The sequence below is a fragment of the Pseudomonas sp. GW823-FHT02F05 genome, from assembly GCF_058797315.1.
In genome coordinates this window covers 77,724-93,888 of record NZ_JBXAJM010000018.1, presented here as the reverse complement: position 1 = coordinate 93,888, position 16,165 = coordinate 77,724, and the positions used below count along the sequence as shown (strand labels likewise).

Here is a 16,165-nt window from a genome sequence, read left to right as displayed (position 1 = left end):
GGCGGCGTGAGGCTTTAAATGACTTTTCTTATCTCACAATCATCTTGATCACGGTTTTGTAAGATCGAAATCACATAACGCATTCGGAGGTCTTCCATGGCCCGGATTTCACTTCTGAGCCTGCCGCTGGCGGCCCCGCCCAAAGGCATCGCGCCGCGCTGGCCGCAGCTGGGCCAGCGTTTATTGCCGTGGCTGCTGCCGCTCACGCTGTTTGCCTTATGGTGGCTGGCCAGCCGCAATCATTGGATGAGCGAGCAGATTCTGCCCACTCCCGCCCTGGTGTGGAGCAGCGCGGTGGAATTGGCCGGCGGCGAGTTATGGAGCCATCTGGCCATCAGCTTGCAGCGCTTGTTCTGGGGCCTGCTGGCCGGTGTCAGTGCCGGCGCGATACTGGGCGCGTTCCTGGGTTTCAGTGCGCGCGCCGAGCGCTTGGTGTTCCCGACGTTCAGCGCGCTGGCGCAAGTGCCGACCCTGGCCTGGATCCCGCTGTTCATGGTGTTTTTCGGCATTGGCGAAACCCTCAAGCTGGTGGTGTTGGTCAAAGCCATCGTGGTGCCCGTGACCCTGCATACCCTGGTAGGCGTTCGCGACGCCCAGCCCAACCTGCGCGAAGCCGCCCGTGTACTGCGCCTGCCTGGCCACTTGCTGATCCGCCGTCTGGTCCTGCCCGCCGCACTGCCTGCGTTCATGGCCGGTGTACGCCTGGCCCTGGCGGCGGGCTGGACCTCCCTGCTGGCCGTGGAGCTGCTGGCCTCCAGCGAAGGCATCGGTTACCTGATGGTGTGGGCGCGCCAGTTGTTCATGCTCGATATCGTCTTCGTGTGCATCGTGGTCATTGGCGTGCTGGGTGTGGTGATGGACCGCGGCATCGGCTGGCTGGACCGCAAGTGGGTGCACTGGCCCCATCCGGCCACTGCGCAGATTCGACGCGGGCCACGCTACGAAGGCTGGCAGCGCTTGCAACCCTGGCTGTTGCCGCTGCTGCTATTGGCGTTATGGCAAGTAGCGACTCAGCAGGATTGGGTCGATCCAAACATTCTGGTCAGCCCCTGGGCGGTGCTGCAAACCAGCGTGGCGGGCGTGCTGGATGGCAGCCTGACTACGGCGCTGGGCAAAAGCCTTGGCCGGGCCCTGGGCGGGTTGCTGCTGGGCGGTAGCCTGGGCTTTGCCATGGGCCTGTGGCTGGGGCTGTCGCGGCGCAGTGAGCGGCTACTTGGCCCCACTTTGTCCGCGCTGCGCCAGATCGCGATTTTCGCCTGGGTGCCGCTGCTCACCGCCTGGTTCGGCCTGGGTGAACTGGCCAAGTGGGTGTTTATCGCCCTCGCCGCTTTCTTCCCGTTGTTTATTGCCACCCAGCGCAGCGTGCTCAACTTGTCGCCCCAGCTGCGCGAAGCCGCGCAGGTGCTGCGCCTGAACCTCTGGCAACGCTTGCGCCGCCTGGTACTGCCGGGCGCCGCGTCGGGGATTTTCGCCGGCCTGCGCCTGAGCCTGATCTACGCCTGGATGGGCACCCTCGGCGCCGAATATTTCATGCCCTCAGATGGCGGCATCGGCAGCCTGATGATCGGCGCCCAACAGTTGCTGCGCATGGATTTGATCATGAGCGGCATGCTGCTGGTCGGCCTCACCGGCGCCGCTCTGAACCTGATCGGCCAACGCATCGAAACCCGTGCCACCCGCTGGAGACACGCATGAACGCACCGATTGTCAGCTTCAACCACGTGGGTAAGTCCTTCGACGTCGATGGCTTCGAACTGGAAGCCATCCGTGAATTCAACCTGGAGGTGGCCGAAGGGGAATTTGTTGCGATTGTCGGCTCCAGCGGTTGCGGGAAATCCACACTGCTGCGCTTGCTGGTGGGCTTGGATACGCAGTTTCGCGGCGAGATCCAGGTCGATGGCAAAGCCGTCAGCGGGATCGGCGGCGAACGCGGCATTGTGTTCCAGGAGCACCGCCTGTTCCCGTGGCTGACCGTGGCGCAAAACATCGGCCTGGGCCTGGTCAACGAGCCCCTGAACGAGGCCGAGCGCAACCGGCGCATCAGCGACTTTATCGAACTGGTGGGCCTCACCGATTTCACTCGCGCCTACCCCCACCAACTCTCCGGCGGCATGGCGCAACGGGTGGCGATTGCCCGCGGCCTGGTGGCCAGCCCGCGCATCCTGTTGCTGGACGAACCCTTCGGCGCCCTGGATGCACTGACGCGCCAGCAGATGCAGGACGAACTGCTGGCGATTCGTGCCCGCGCCAGGATCACCACGGTACTGGTGACCCACGATGTGGAAGAGGCGATTTTCCTCGCCGATCGCGTGGTGGTGATGGAGCCGCGTCCGGGGCGAATCAAGCAGGTCGTCGAGATCACCCTGCCTCATCCGCGCCAGCGCAGCAGTTTTGAATTCCACCAGCTACGCGAAGAGCTGTTGCACGAATTAACCAGCGACGACCATTACCAACCGCCGGTGCGCGAACAGATCCGCGACCTGCCATTGGCGTTCATTGCTTGCTGAAAGAGAGCTCAGTGCGCGGGTGTTCCTGGGGCTCCAGGCGATTGGCTCGCGCAAACGTGCCCAAATCATTGAAGCGCACCCCCATCTCGGCCATGACCTTGTGCGCCACCTTGGCGGTCATCTGGCGGATGTAGAACGGTTCTTTCACCACAAAGTGATGGATGCCGTGGGTGCTGCCGAAGTTGAAGCAGAACGCCTGCAACGGCCACAGCCACCAAGGGTTCAGCACTTGGGTTTGCTGAATCACATTGCCCAGTTCCACATCGCCGTAGTAATGCATGTTGGAGCTGACAAAATGCAGGCAGAAGGTGCGCAACACGTTCGGGCCGATGATCACCACCGCAGCGATATCGATCACCTGCATCATTTGCAAGGTACCGGCTGACCACTGAATGGGCGCGCCCATCAAACTGGCAATCCCATTGGCGGCATGAAAGCCCAGGAAGACGTACCACGCGCCCCAATGCAGCAAGGCCAGCGGTGCGTACACCAGCAGCACGCGCTTGAGGATGCTGAACCTGTGCGGCCAGGTCTTGGCGCGCAACAGGCGGATCAAGGCCGACATCATGTTGTCCCCCACCATCAGCAACCGTGCGATGCCCCAGGGTTCGCCATTGGTGATCGCGCGCTCTTCCATGTCGGCTTCGGTGCCCGAGACCTTGTGATGGTTGAGGTGCAGGTGCCGGCGTATCCATGGGTTGATGGTGCTTGGCCGCGCCAGCCATACCAGGCCCATCATCAGGTTGTGGGGCACGCGTTGCTTGCGAAAGTACATGCTGTGGATCAGGTCGTGTTCCAACTCGTGAGTGAGCGAGGCGAAGAAGGCATTGAGCAGCAGACACACCCACCAGGCCATATGACCGCTGATATAGAGCGCTGCCGAGCCGAACATGCCCAGCAGGGCAAAGGCCAGGATGCCTGCGCCCAGCGCGTCCTGATGCAACAACCAGGGGTGCCGCTGGCGCAAGCGCACGCCTTCGGCCATCACCACCTCGCGGATATGCGCCGAACGCTGTTGTGCGTTCAACGGCTGGGGGCTTGCAGAAGTACCGTCCATGCTTCCATTCTCTTGTGAAGTGATGCCTGCATCCTGCACCCAACCCTAGCGCAGGACGCTAGCCGCGCACGCCAATCTGTTGACCACAAGCGCCAATTGCCATGACCGAACCCACTTCCCTCGCCAGCTGGACCCGTGCCCTGCGCAAGCAGCTCGACGCCCTGGGCCTCGACAGCGCCGCGCTGTGCGCCGAGGCCGGGCTCGACCCGCAGCAGATGGACGACCCCAACGCCCGCTACCGGTTGTCGGCCACCACGCGCCTATGGGCGCTGGCGGTACAGGCCAGTGGCGACCCGGCGATTGGGCTGCGGGTGTCGCGGTTTGTCAGCCCCACCACCTTTCATGCGCTGGGTTACGCATTGGTGGCCAGCGGCAGCTTGCGCGAGGTGTTCGAGCGCATCGTGCGCTATCACCAGGTGGTCAGTGATGCCTTGGACCTGGAGCTGAGCCGCCACGGCGACGTCTACCGTTTTCGCCTGCTCCAACCCCCAGGCAGCCCTGCGCCCGCGCCGGAAGCGATTGATGCCTTTGCGGCGATCTACGTGCGCACGTGTCGCAACCGCCTGGGTCGCGACTATGCGCCGTTGGCCGTTTACCTGCGGCGCCCGGAACCCGCCGACCCCGAGCCGTGGCACAGGGTATTTCGCGCGCCGGTACGGTTTGCCGCCGACGAAGACCGCCTGGAATTCGCCGCCAGCGACTTCGACAGCCATCTGGACGACGCCAACCCGGAGCTGGCCGAACACAACGAAACCGTGCTCAAGCGCACCCTCGCCCAACTGCAACCGCTGACCTGGGAACGCAAGGTGCGCGCCGCCATCGAGGCGCAATTGCCAGACGGCGAGCCAAGCGCCGAACACATTGCTCAAGCGCTGCATTTGAGCCTGCGCAGCTTGCAGCGGCATCTGGCCGATGAAGGGTGTCGGTTTGACGCCTTGCTCAATGAGTGTCGGCAAAACCTGGCGTTATTGCACCTGCGCGACCCGCAGTGCTCATTGGCCGAGATCAGCCATTTGCTGGGGTTTGCCGATACCAGCAGTTTCAATCGTGCGTTCAAGCGCTGGACGGGGATGACGCCGGGGCAGTTTCGCGACGGATTGCAGTAGTAAGAGCCTCATCGCAGGCAAACCAGCTCCCACAGGGGAATGGGGTTCACATCATGTGGGAGCTGGCTTGCCTGCGATGAGGCCAGTACAAACACCACAAATCCCTGAGTTTGATTACAAACCTGTCATCCAATTGTGCGGCTTTTGTCCGCGTCCGCTGGTTACCGTGACGGCCTGCTTTCTGGAGCCCTCACTATGTACCGCACTGCCTTGTTCCTGAGCCTCGCCGTGGCCACCGTCGCCCAGGCGGCGCCACAATTACCACGCCATGCCGAGCTGGATCTGCACACCGCTCGCCAACTGGCCGACGCCAGCCTGGCCCACTGCACCGCTGCGCTGACCGTACTCGACCGCGGTGGCAACCTGTTGCTGGGCCTGCGCGCTGACGGTGTCGGCCCGCACAACAGCCTCGCCAGCCAACGCAAGGCGTACACGGCGCTGTCGACAAAAACCCCGACCCGGCTGTTTGCCGAACGGGCGCGTAATAACCCCGAGGCCGCCAACCTCAACAGCTTGCCCGAGCTGCTGTTGCTCGGCGGTGGCGTGCCGCTGTTTGCCGACGCAGAACTGGTCGGTGCCCTCGGCATCGCCGGTGCCGGTGGCGCCGCGCAGGATGAAGCCTGCGCCGTGCAGGCCGCCGAGCAACTGGGCTTGAAAATCACCCCTTGATTCCACTTCCTTCAAAAGGACTTCGCGATGAAAACCTTGAGCATGACCCTTGCCGCACTGAGCCTGAGTGGCCTGTGCAACCTGGCCCTGGCCGACGGCAACCCCCTGAGCGTGCACGTACTCAACCTGGAAAACGGCCTGCCAAGCGCCGGTGTCAACGTGACCCTGGAACAGCACGTGGGCGATAAATGGCAGTCGCTGTCTGAAGGTGTGACCAACCAGCAAGGCCGCATCGCCGAGCTGTTCCCGGCCAACCGCAGCATGCAGCCGGGCGAGTACCGCGTGGTGTTCAAGACCGGCGATTACTACAAGAAGGCTAACCGCGAGACGTTTTTCCCTGAGGTACCGGTGATATTCCAGGTCAAGCAGGCCGACCAGCACTACCACATCCCGCTGTTGCTCAGCCCTTACGGTTTCTCTACCTATCGCGGTTCATAGGCCCGCGGCCAGCCGCAGCCCATTGAGGTCGCGTATCTCGATGGCACCGTAACTCAAGCCGATAATGCCCTGTTGCTCCAGCGCCTTGAGCAGACTGTTGATGGTCTGGCGCGACAGGCCCAGCATCGCCGCCAGATCCTCCTGGGGCAGTTGCAGCACGCGGCGCGCATGATCCACTTCGCCGTAGCCTTGGGCAATCATCAGCAACCGATGGGCCAGCCGCTCTGAGGCGGGCATCAGGCTTGTCTGTTCGATATTGATCAACGACAGCCGTAGTTTATGGCTCATCAACAGCGCCATCTCCCGCCAGAACAGCGGATGCTGCTCGAGAATGCCGAGCATCGCCGCCTGCGGCACCTGCAGCAGCCTGCAAGCACCCGTGGCCATGGCATCGTGGGTGCGCGGCAGGTTGTCGAACAGGCAGATCTCGCCGAACCAGTAGGGCGTTTCCACCAGGCTCAACACCGCTTCCTTGCCCTGAGCACTGACCGCACTGATGCGCACCGTGCCTTCCAGCACCGCATACACGCCGCACGGCGGGTCACCGCGCTTGAACAGGTACTGCCCCGCCGTCAGCACACGCAACCGCGCCGCCTCCAGCAGGCTACGCTGCAAGTCAGGCGGCAAATGGCTGAACCAATGACCGCGAGCCAATTGCGCGTGCCATGTCCCTGTGTCCATGCGAACTCCGAAGATTGTCGCCCAGTTGACAGTTAGGCACCGACTGACAGGGCATGATCAAACATCCTACAGGAGGAACAACAATGAAAAGCCTCGTCGACCACCTCAGTCAATACGCCGCGTACCACCGCGACCCACGCAACATCGCCAGCCACTTCATCGGTATTCCGTTGATTGTGGTGGCCGTAGCCGTGCTGCTGTCGCGCCCCGAATGGTCGGTGGGCGGGCTGTGGCTATCACCTGCGGTGCTGTTGGCGCTGTTTTCGGCGTGGTTTTATCTGCGCCTGGAACTGGCCCTGGGCGTGTTGATGACTATGCTGATGGGCTTGTCGGTGTGGGCCGGGCATGTGCTGGCGGCGCAAAGCACGGCGGTGTGGCTGAGCAGCGGCGTGGGGATGTTTGTGGTGGGCTGGGTGATTCAGTTCATCGGGCATTACTACGAAGGCAGGAAGCCTGCGTTTGTGGACGATGTGTCCGGGCTGATCGTGGGGCCGTTGTTTGTGGTGGCGGAGTTGGCGTTTTTGCTGGGGTTGCGGCAGGACCTCAAGCGCCAGATTGAAGAGCGCTCTGGGCCGGTGGCGCGCCGCGGTCTTGATCGTTCCCATGCTCTGCGTGGGAATGCAGGCCAGGACGCTCCGCGTCCAAAAGCGTGACGCAGAGCGTCACCAGAGGCGTTCCCACGCAGAGCGTGGGAACGATCACGTGAGGCTCAGGTTTTGGGTTTGAAGAACAGGGTCTCGCCCCGCGCCAGGCCGGTGAGGCTGTCATGGTCTTTCACCACTTCGGCCTCGATCAATTCACTCTGGCCTTCAACCTTCAAGGTCACGCGAGTGGTCGCGCCCAACGGCCGAATATCCCGCACTTGCGCCGCATGGTGATCTTCCAGTTCATGGCGTGACAGCGACACTTCGTGGGGGCGGAACAGCAGGTGCTTGTCTTCGCCCAAATGCAGGCGGTTGGAGTCCCCCAGGAAGTGGTACACAAAATCGCTGGCCGGGTTTTCGTAGACGTCGCCCGGTGAACCGATCTGCTCGATCACGCCCTTGTTCATCACCACGATACGGTCGGCGACTTCCATGGCCTCCTCCTGGTCGTGGGTCACGAAGACCGAGGTCAGGTTGATGTCTTCGTGCAGGCGCGCCAGCCAGCGGCGCAGTTCTTTACGCACCTTGGCGTCGAGGGCGCCGAAGGGTTCGTCGAGCAGCAACACCTTGGGCTCCACCGCCAGGGCGCGGGCCAGGGCGATACGCTGGCGCTGGCCACCGGAGAGTTGTTCCGGGTAACGGTCCGACAACCAATCAAGCTGCACCATGTTCAGCAGCTCGTGAACCTTGCTGGCGATCTGGCTTTCGGTGGGGCGTTGGTTTTTCGGCTTCATGCGCAGGCCGAAAGCGACGTTGTCGAACACGGTCATGTGGCGGAACAGCGCGTAGTGCTGGAACACAAAGCCCACGTTGCGATCACGCACATCGTGGCCGGAGACGTCTTCGCCGTGGAACACAATACTGCCGGTATCCGGGGTTTCCAGGCCGGCAATGATGCGCAGCAGCGTGGTCTTGCCGCAGCCGGACGGGCCCAGCAACGCCACCAGCTCGCCACTCTGGATATCCAGGTTGATGCTGTCCAGGGCCTTGAAGGCGTTGAAGTTCTTGCTGACATTACGGACTTCGATCGACATGACTTATTCCTCACCCGCGCTGTTGCGCAGGCGGTTGATTCGGTTCTCGCTCCACTGCTTGAGCAGCAGGATGAAGAGCGCCAGGATCAGCAACAGGCTGGCCACCGCAAACGCGGCAACGTGGTTGTATTCGTTGTAGAGAATCTCGACATGCAGCGGCAGCGTGTTGGTGACGCCGCGAATGTGGCCGGACACCACCGACACTGCGCCGAACTCACCCATGGCTCGCGCCGTACACAGCACCACGCCGTAGATCAGGCCCCACTTGATGTTCGGCACGGTGACATGCCAGAACATCTGCCAGCCATTGGCGCCCAGCAGGCGTGCGGCTTCTTCTTCCTGGGTGCCCTGCTCCTGCATCAGCGGGATCAGCTCACGGGCCACGAACGGCACGGTGACGAAGATGGTCGCCAGCACGATGCCCGGCAGGGCGAACACGATCTGGATGTCGTGGTCTTGCAGCCACGGCCCGAAGAAGCCCTGGGCGCCGAACATCAACACGTACACCAGGCCTGCGATCACCGGCGACACCGAGAACGGCAGGTCGATCAGCGTGACCAGGATGCTCTTGCCACGGAACGAGTACTTGCTCACGCACCAGGCGGCGCTGACGCCGAACACCAGGTTGAGCGGCACCGAAATCAGCACGGCGATCACCGTGAGTTTCAGCGCCGACAGCGCGTCGGGTTCAAGGATTGCGCTGAAGAACGTGCCGAGGCCGTTCTTCAAGCCCTGGGACACCACCACCAGCAATGGCAGCAGCAGGAACAGCACGAATACCAGCCAGCCAAGGCCGATCAGGATACGTCGCGAGGTCGCGCTGCCACGGCGGGCGGCGTTGGCCGAGGACGCGGCGGAAATAGACGATTGGGACATGTTCCGCGCCTCCTTATGGACGTTCGATGCGCCGCTGCAACAGGTTGATCAGCAGCAGCAAGACAAAGGACACCACCAGCATCAGCACACCAATGGAGGTGGCGCCGCGGTAGTCGTATTGGTCGAGCTTGACCATGATCAGCAAGGGCAGGATTTCGGTTTTCATCGGCATGTTGCCGGCGATGAAGATCACCGAACCGTACTCACCCACGCCTCGGGCAAAGGCCAGGGCGAAGCCGGTCAGCCAGGCGGGCAGCAATGCCGGCACTAGGATGTAGCGGAACACTTGCAACGGCTTGGCGCCGAGGCAGGCAGCGGCCTCTTCGATTTCCCGGGGGATATCGGCCAGTACCGGCTGCACCGTGCGCACCACGAAGGGCAACGTGACGAAGGTCAGCGCCAGGGTGATACCCAGGGGGGTGTAGGCGATTTTGAACCCCAGGTCGGTGGCAAACTGGCCAACCAGGCCGTTGGGTGCGTACAGCGCGGTCAGCGCAATACCGGCGACGGCAGTGGGCAGGGCGAACGGCAGGTCGATCATCGCGTCGATGACCTTGCGCCCGGGGAAGGTGTAGCGCACCAGCACCCAGGCCAGCAAAGTGCCAATCACACCGTTGATGAGTGCGGCGTACAGCGCGGTGCTGAAGCTCAGCTTCAAGGCCGCCAGTACACGAGGTGCGGAAATGATGTTCCAGAACTGATCCCAGGTGAGTTGAGCGGCGTGTACAAACATCGCCGCCAGCGGGATGAGTACGATCAGGCTGAGGTACACGACGGTGTAGCCCAGCGTCAGCCCGAAGCCGGGTATGACGGGGGAGATACGACGCGACATAAGAGTCCTTGGTTAGCGGAACGGATATGCGTGCGGCCCACTGTGGCGAGGGAGCTTGCTCCCGCTGGGCTGCGAAGCGGCCCCAGAACCAGGCAACCACGATGTACCGTGAGTACCGGTTTTGGGAGTGCTTCGCACTCCAGCGGGAGCAAGCTCCCTCGCCACAACAAGCCCCGCGCAATAGTCGGTGTTGATTATTGCGCCGTGTAGATCTGGTCGAACACACCACCATCATTGAAGAATTTCGGTTGGGCAGTTTTCCAGCCGCCGAAGTCTTTGTCGATAGTCACCAGGTCCAGTTTCGGGAACTGCTGGGCGTATTTGGCGGCGACTTTTTCATCCCGTGGACGGTAGAAGTTCTTCGCCGCAATCTCCTGGCCCGCCGGGCTGTACAGGTGGTTGAGGTACGCCGTGGCGATCTCGGTGTTGCCCTTTTTCTCGGCGTTCTTGTCGACCACGGCCACAGGCGGTTCTGCCAGGATCGACAGGGACGGCACGACGATGTCGAACTTGTCGGCGCCGCCGTCTTCCTTCAAGGCCAGGAACGCCTCGTTTTCCCACGCCAGCAGCACGTCACCCTGGCCGTTGTTGACGAAGGTAATGGTAGAACCGCGTGCGCCGGTGTCCAGTATCGGGACGTGCTTGAACAGCTCCTTGACGTATTCCTGGGCCTTGGCTTCGCTGCCGCCGGCCTTGAGGCCGTAGGCCCAGGCGGCAAGGAAGTTCCAGCGTGCACCGCCGGAGGTTTTCGGGTTGGGCGTGATCACCGACACGTCTTTTTTGATCAGGTCGCCCCAGTCCTTGATGCCCTTGGGATTGCCCTTGCGCACCAGGAACACAATGGTGGAGGTGTAGGGCGTGCTGGCGTCCGGCAGGCGGGTCTGCCAGTTCTCCGGCAGGGTCTTGCCCAGCTTGGCGATTTCGTCGATGTCACCGGCCAGGGCCAGGGTGACGACGTCGGCACGCAGCCCATCGATCACCGCCCGGCCTTGCTTGCCTGAGCCACCGTGGGACTGCTGGATCTTGACGTTGTCGCCGGGGTGGGACTGTTTCCAGAAGCTGGTGAATTCAGCGTTGTAATCCTGGTACAGCTCACGGGTGGGGTCGTACGAGACGTTGAGCAACTCGTAGTCCTTGGCAACGGCGGAACCGGCAAACACGGCACTGGCCAATGCGGCCAAGGCATAACGGCGAATCGACGTCATAGAAGCTCCTGAAATTCTTGAGTGTTGGCTTTTCTTGTAATTGCGGGTCTATCGCCGTTCTTGCTCAGCTCGGTTTGTTACCGGGGTTCTGCAGACGGAATTTTTCCTTGCGTTCGATCTGTACCACTTGGGCGTTGTGTACGGTGATTTCCACCGCGCCAAACCGCAGGTCGCGCAGGGCGCTCTGGATTTCACGCAAAATGGCTGCTTCGTCCTGGCCGTCAACGCTACGTAGAGATGCGCTCATGGTCTCGCTCCTGAAAATGAGTAGTGCCTGGCAGTGGCGGCACTGCTTGCGGCGTGAGGGCGATAGTAGATAAGCGCGGATATTCTTAAAAATACTATTTAAGAATGTTTATATAACCAGAAAGAATTTTCTGATAGGGCATGGGGTTGCGAGGGTTTCCACAGAAAAAACTCCCACGCACAGGCGCCGCAGCCCCCTGTGGGAGCTGGCTTGCCTGCGAAAGCGGTGGTGCAGTAACACATGCAGTGACTGACACACCGCCTTCGCGGGCAGGCCCGGCTCCCACATTTACCGAGTCAGTCCTGGCGGATCAGAGGTGCCCGCGTCCAATCAATCTCCTGGGCCGGCATGGGCCGTCCAAACCAGTACCCCTGGCCCATGTCGCATTCCTGATCCAGCAGGAACCGCGCCTGTTCCACCTGCTCGATCCCTTCGGCGTGCACCTGCATGCCCATGCTTTTGGCCAGGGCGATCACCACGCGCACAATCGCGGCGTCGTCTTCGTCCCACGGCAAGCCCGCCACAAAGCCCTGGTCGATCTTGAGCTTCTGCACCGGCAGGCGTTTGAGGCGCAACAACGAGGAATAGCCGGTGCCAAAGTCGTCGATCGCCAGGCGCAGGCCCAGTTCGCGCAGGCGGTGCAGTTGCTCCAGTGCGACTTCCGGGTCGTCCATCACTGCGCTCTCGGTGACCTCCAGCTCCAGGAAGGCCGGATCCAGCCCAGTGGTGTGCAGCACTTGGGCCACTTGCTCATACAGCTCGCGCCGGGCAAACAGGCGGCTGGAGACATTGATTGCGATAAAGCTCAGCGGCACGCCGTCGGCCAGCCACTGGCACATTTGGCGGCAGGCCTGGTCCATCACCCACGCATCGATCTCGGCAATCAGCCCGGTGCGTTCGGCGATGGGGATGAACTCGCCCGGGGGTACCAGGCCGCGCTCCGGGTGCTGCCAGCGCACCAGTGCTTCAACGCCGACCAAACGGCTGTCATGCAGGTCGTGCACCGGCTGGTAATAGACGCGCAGCTCATGTTGGTCGAGGGCGCGACGCAGCTCGCCAGCGATTTCCACCCGATGCTGGGCGTGGGCGGTCAGTTCTTCGGTATACAACGCGTAGCCTTCGCGCCCGGCGCTCTTGGCCTTGAACAACGCGGAATCGGCGTTGCGCAGCAGTTGCTCGGCGCTCAGGGCGTCACTGGGGAACAGGCTGATACCGATACTGGCGCTGATAAACAGCTGGTTGCCGTCAAAAATGAACGGATCCTTCATGGCGTTGAGCATGCGCTGCGCCAAGGCCGCCGCTTGCACCACCTGCGGGCAGCTTTCTGCCAGCACGGCAAATTCGTCGCCCCCCAGGCGCGCCAGGGTAACCCCCGGCCCAAACAGGCCGCTCAGGCGTTCGGCCACCAGTTTGAGCAACTGATCGCCAACGTTATGGCCGAGGCTGTCGTTGATGATCTTGAAGTGGTCCAGGTCCATCAACAGCAGGGCGCAGCCACGTTTATGCACCTGCGCGGAGGCCAGGGCCTGCTCGGCGCGATCGGTGAACAGCAGGCGGTTGGGCAGATCGGTGAGCGGGTCGTGATGGGCAAGGTGCGCCAACTCGTGCTCGGAGTTCTTCATGGCGCTGATGTCCGAAAACACCGCCACGTAGTGGCTGACCTTGCCTTGGTCATCGTGAATCACCCGGATGGTTTGCCACTGGGGGTACACCTCGCCGCTTTTACGGCGGTTCCAGATTTCGCCGCTCCATTCGCCGGTGCTTTCCAGGGCCTGGAACATTTGCTGGTAGAAATGCGCCGAGTGGCGCCCGGACTTGAACAGGCTTGGCCGTTGGCCCATGACGTCCTCGCACTGGTAGCCGGTGATCTCCATGAAAGCGCGGTTAACGTGCACGATCAGCCCTTGGGTATCGGTGACCAGCACCCCTTCGCGGGTGCAATCGAACACCGCAGCGGCCTGGCGCAGGCGCTCGCGGTTCTCTTTCAGGGGTTGTTGCAACGCATGGGCACGGGCAAAACGCCGGCCTATCCAGTAGATGACCAAGGCGCTGAGGCTGACCCACACATAACCGCGCGCCTGCAGCCAGCGCCCCAGCGCCCAAGGTTCATCGATAAAGTTGATTAATAGGTAATTGCTGAGCTGGAGCCAAACGATAGAAACCAGCAGGTACACCAACCCCGCACGTAGGGCACCTCGGTATGAAAACAGCATATGCTTAGTAATCCTTACTAAATAACCAGAATCGCCCTACAAAGGATCAGGATTATAGAGTAGGAAACACTTTGTAAGTCTTATCTGAAACGGTGACTGGTTTTATCTGCAAAGGAAGTGATAATGCGGGTGCTGTTTTTTTCTTTATCTGAGGGCCATACAGCCTATGTGGTACAACGGTTTTCTTGATCTGTCCGCCTGGCAACTGGTGGCAGTCACGCTGTTGATGACCCACGTGACCATTATTGGGGTCACTGTCTATCTGCACCGTTATTCGGCCCATCGCTCGCTCGAGCTCAATGCCGGCCTTAAACACTTCTTCCGCTTCTGGCTGTGGCTGACCACGGCGCAGAACACCCGCGAATGGACCGCCATCCACCGCAAGCACCACGCCAAGTGCGAAACCGTCGATGACCCGCACAGCCCGGTGATCAAGGGCTTGTCCACCGTGCTGCGCAAAGGTGCCGAGCTGTACCGCGCCGAGGCGGAAAACCCCGAGACCCTGCGTATCTACGGCAAAAACTGCCCGGACGACTGGATCGAACGCAAGCTTTACACGCGCTACCCGCTGCTGGGCGTGGCGCTCATGGGCGTAATCGACCTGCTGCTGTTCGGCACCATCGGTATCACCATCTGGGCGATCCAGATGATGTGGATTCCGTTCTGGGCCGCAGGCGTGATCAATGGCCTGGGGCATGCCGTGGGCTATCGCAACTTCGAATGCCGTGACGCCGCCACCAACCTGGTGCCGTGGGGCATCATCGTCGGCGGCGAAGAGCTGCACAACAACCACCACACTTACCCCAACTCCGCCAAGCTGTCGGTGAAGAAGTGGGAGTTCGACCTGGGTTGGGCCTGGATAAAAGTGTTCAGCTTCCTGCGCCTGGCCAAGGTGCAGCGCGTGGCCCCCATCGCCCACCGCGTCGAAGGCAAGGGCAGCCTGGACATGGACACCGCCATGGCGATCCTCAACAACCGCTTCCAGATCATGGCCCAATACCGCAAGTTGGTGATTGGCCCGCTGGTCAAGCAGGAGCTGGAGAAGGTCGATCATTCGGTGCGCCACCAGTTCCACCGCGCCAAGCGCCTGCTGTCGCGGGAAACCAGCTTGCTGGAAGACCGCCACCACTTGCGCATCCAGAGCATGCTGGAACACAGCCATGCCCTCACGGTGATCTACGAGAAGCGCCTGGCGCTGCAGCAGATCTGGCTCAAGACCAGTTCCAACGGCCACGACATGCTGGCTGCGATCAAGGAATGGGTGCATGAAGCCGAGGCCAGTGGCATCCAATCCCTGCGCGATTTTGCCCACCAGTTGAAGACTTACTCGTTGCGTCCTACAGCGGCGTGAGGGCGCCGTGGGAGGGTTCGCCCTCCCACGCACTGGCTTTTTGGCGCCATTTTCCGGGCACCGACAATGCATGCTGATCACGGAACTTCACCGCAATTCCCCTCTCTCAAAGAACACTTCGCCATCATGGTGACCCCTTGTAGTGACCGCTTTTGCACCCTGCGGCGCGCCCAGAGAGAGTTGTACCGATGGTTCACGAAAAGCCCAGCCTGCCCGATGTGCCCACCGCAGAGCCGCCGCGCCCGGCCGCGGCGGCGACCCTGTTGGCGCTTATGCATGCTCAAGGTGAAGTCGAGCGGCTGAGTGAGCGTGAGCAACTGCTCAGTTCCCTGCTGGTCAGCGTGAACGCCGTGCTGTGGGCCATCGATTGGGAAACACGCCGTGTGCTGTATGTGAGCCCGGCGTACGAGCGCCTGTTTGGCCGCTCCGCCGGCCTGCTGCTGGCCGACCACCGTGAATGGCGCAACAGCGTCCACCCCGAAGACCTCGACTACGCCGAACACAGCCTGGCCCGTGTGCTGGAACAGGGCGCCGTGGAGGACCGCGAGTACCGCATCATCACCGCTGACGGTCAGATCCGCTGGTTGAGTGACAAGTGCTACATCAACCAGCAGGTTGTGCCCGGTGAAGCGCTGATCGTGGTGGGCATCGCCGAAGACATCACCGAAAAGAAGCAACTTGAGCTGGAACTCCATCGCCTCGCCACCACCGACGTACTGACCCAAAGCAGCAACCGCCGACACTTCTTCGAACTCGCCAACCAGGCCTTCGACAACGCCTGCGTGCAGGGCACCCCGCTGGCGTTCCTGTTGCTGGACATCGATGATTTCAAAGACATCAACGACACCTACGGCCACCTGGAGGGCGACCAGGTGCTGCGGCGCATCGCTGAGAGCGGTCGCGGGGTATTGCGCCGTGGCGACCTGTTCGGGCGCATTGGCGGCGAAGAATTCGCCGCCGTCCTGCCGGGTTGCCCACCGGAGATGGCCCTGCAGGTGGCCGAGCGGTTGGGCAAGGAAATCCAGGCGTTGGTGTTCAGCTACGATGGGCATGAATTCAATGTGACCGTCAGCCAGGGCCTGGCCGGCCTGCGCGAAGACGACTCCACCCTCGACAGCCTGTTTGCTCGGGCGGATGCGGCAATGTACGAGGCAAAACGCCAAGGCAAGAACCGTGTTATCGCCGGGTAACACCGCTTGGCATTTATGCCTTTTTGTAGGAGCGAGCTTGCTCGCGAAAAACTCACAGGCGCCGCGTTTATCCAGGAAGCCCGCGTCATCGTTGACGTTTTTCGCGAGCAAGCTC

Annotated in this window: 16 protein-coding genes; 8 read left to right on the top strand and 8 right to left on the bottom strand. The window is 61.8% G+C overall.

Annotation, left to right across the window (positions count from 1 at the left end; all coding sequences use genetic code 11):
- The first annotated feature begins 96 nt into the window (after positions 1-96).
- Both AC1RAC_RS21105 and AC1RAC_RS21100 read left to right on the top strand, forming a co-directional pair.
- The gene (locus AC1RAC_RS21105; protein ID WP_034125457.1) at positions 97-1,695 is read left to right on the top strand and encodes an ABC transporter permease; all 1,599 of its coding nucleotides are present in this window, start codon (positions 97-99) and stop codon (positions 1,693-1,695) included.
- The gene (locus AC1RAC_RS21100) at positions 1,692-2,507 is read left to right on the top strand and encodes an ABC transporter ATP-binding protein (protein WP_034125456.1); all 816 of its coding nucleotides are present in this window, start codon (positions 1,692-1,694) and stop codon (positions 2,505-2,507) included. The genes AC1RAC_RS21105 and AC1RAC_RS21100 overlap by 4 nt, the downstream gene beginning before the upstream one ends.
- On the opposite strand, the gene AC1RAC_RS21095 is transcribed toward AC1RAC_RS21100, so the two are convergent.
- Complete coding sequence (locus AC1RAC_RS21095; protein ID WP_492616956.1) at positions 2,494-3,564, bottom strand: fatty acid desaturase; 1,071 nt, start codon at positions 3,562-3,564, stop codon at positions 2,494-2,496. The two genes, AC1RAC_RS21100 and AC1RAC_RS21095, sit on opposite strands and share 14 nt — an antisense overlap.
- 101 nt (positions 3,565-3,665) lie before the next feature.
- Here AC1RAC_RS21095 and AC1RAC_RS21090 point away from each other — a divergent pair, with 101 nt between their 5' ends.
- The 3 genes from AC1RAC_RS21090 to uraH all read left to right on the top strand — a co-directional run bounded on the left by AC1RAC_RS21090 (position 3,666) and on the right by uraH (position 5,777).
- Positions 3,666-4,670 carry an AraC family transcriptional regulator gene (locus AC1RAC_RS21090; RefSeq protein WP_034125454.1) on the top strand — a complete coding sequence of 335 codons (1,005 nt, stop codon included), beginning with the start codon at positions 3,666-3,668 and terminating at the stop codon, positions 4,668-4,670.
- Between the two features lie 195 nt (positions 4,671-4,865).
- Positions 4,866-5,339, top strand: coding sequence for a GlcG/HbpS family heme-binding protein (locus AC1RAC_RS21085; protein ID WP_034125453.1), 474 nt, complete (start codon positions 4,866-4,868; stop codon positions 5,337-5,339).
- Positions 5,340-5,366: 27 nt separating this feature from the next.
- Complete coding sequence (uraH, locus tag AC1RAC_RS21080; RefSeq protein WP_014716425.1) at positions 5,367-5,777, top strand: hydroxyisourate hydrolase; 411 nt, start codon at positions 5,367-5,369, stop codon at positions 5,775-5,777.
- Here the strand turns inward: uraH and AC1RAC_RS21075 are convergent.
- Positions 5,772-6,458, bottom strand: coding sequence for a Crp/Fnr family transcriptional regulator (locus tag AC1RAC_RS21075; protein WP_072445742.1), 687 nt, complete (start codon positions 6,456-6,458; stop codon positions 5,772-5,774). The two genes, uraH and AC1RAC_RS21075, sit on opposite strands and share 6 nt — an antisense overlap.
- 83 nt (positions 6,459-6,541) lie before the next feature.
- Here AC1RAC_RS21075 and AC1RAC_RS21070 point away from each other — a divergent pair, with 83 nt between their 5' ends.
- The gene (locus AC1RAC_RS21070; protein ID WP_054896689.1) at positions 6,542-7,111 is read left to right on the top strand and encodes an Mpo1 family 2-hydroxy fatty acid dioxygenase; all 570 of its coding nucleotides are present in this window, start codon (positions 6,542-6,544) and stop codon (positions 7,109-7,111) included.
- A gap of 56 nt (positions 7,112-7,167) precedes the next feature.
- On the opposite strand, the gene AC1RAC_RS21065 is transcribed toward AC1RAC_RS21070, so the two are convergent.
- The 6 genes from AC1RAC_RS21065 to dibA all read right to left on the bottom strand — a co-directional run bounded on the left by AC1RAC_RS21065 (position 7,168) and on the right by dibA (position 13,509).
- Positions 7,168-8,136, bottom strand: coding sequence for a sulfate/molybdate ABC transporter ATP-binding protein (locus tag AC1RAC_RS21065; RefSeq protein ID WP_034125451.1), 969 nt, complete (start codon positions 8,134-8,136; stop codon positions 7,168-7,170).
- Between the two features lie 3 nt (positions 8,137-8,139).
- Positions 8,140-9,012 carry a sulfate ABC transporter permease subunit CysW gene (cysW, locus tag AC1RAC_RS21060; RefSeq protein WP_054920357.1) on the bottom strand — a complete coding sequence of 291 codons (873 nt, stop codon included), beginning with the start codon at positions 9,010-9,012 and terminating at the stop codon, positions 8,140-8,142.
- 13 nt (positions 9,013-9,025) lie between these two features.
- A complete protein-coding gene (gene cysT, locus AC1RAC_RS21055) occupies positions 9,026-9,844 on the bottom strand; it encodes a sulfate ABC transporter permease subunit CysT (protein WP_032894195.1) in 819 nt (272 codons plus the stop codon).
- Positions 9,845-10,038: 194 nt separating this feature from the next.
- Entirely contained in the window at positions 10,039-11,049 is a 1,011-nt protein-coding gene (locus tag AC1RAC_RS21050; protein ID WP_072445741.1) for a sulfate ABC transporter substrate-binding protein, read from the bottom strand.
- A 64-nt stretch (positions 11,050-11,113) separates the two neighbouring features.
- Positions 11,114-11,296 carry a sulfur starvation response protein OscA gene (gene oscA / locus AC1RAC_RS21045; RefSeq protein WP_003170956.1) on the bottom strand — a complete coding sequence of 61 codons (183 nt, stop codon included), beginning with the start codon at positions 11,294-11,296 and terminating at the stop codon, positions 11,114-11,116.
- A gap of 296 nt (positions 11,297-11,592) precedes the next feature.
- On the bottom strand, positions 11,593-13,509 hold the full coding sequence (gene dibA, locus AC1RAC_RS21040) for a phosphodiesterase DibA (protein ID WP_492616955.1): 1,917 nt from the start codon (positions 13,507-13,509) through the stop codon (positions 11,593-11,595).
- Positions 13,510-13,675: 166 nt separating this feature from the next.
- Here dibA and desA point away from each other — a divergent pair, with 166 nt between their 5' ends.
- Together desA and AC1RAC_RS21030 are read left to right on the top strand one after the other, a co-directional pair.
- Positions 13,676-14,860 (top strand): delta-9 fatty acid desaturase DesA, encoded by a 1,185-nt coding sequence (desA, locus tag AC1RAC_RS21035; protein WP_032894197.1) that lies wholly within the window; start codon positions 13,676-13,678, stop codon positions 14,858-14,860.
- 188 nt (positions 14,861-15,048) lie between these two features.
- Entirely contained in the window at positions 15,049-16,050 is a 1,002-nt protein-coding gene (locus tag AC1RAC_RS21030) for a GGDEF domain-containing protein (protein ID WP_072445739.1), read from the top strand.
- Positions 16,051-16,165 lie beyond the last annotated feature (115 nt).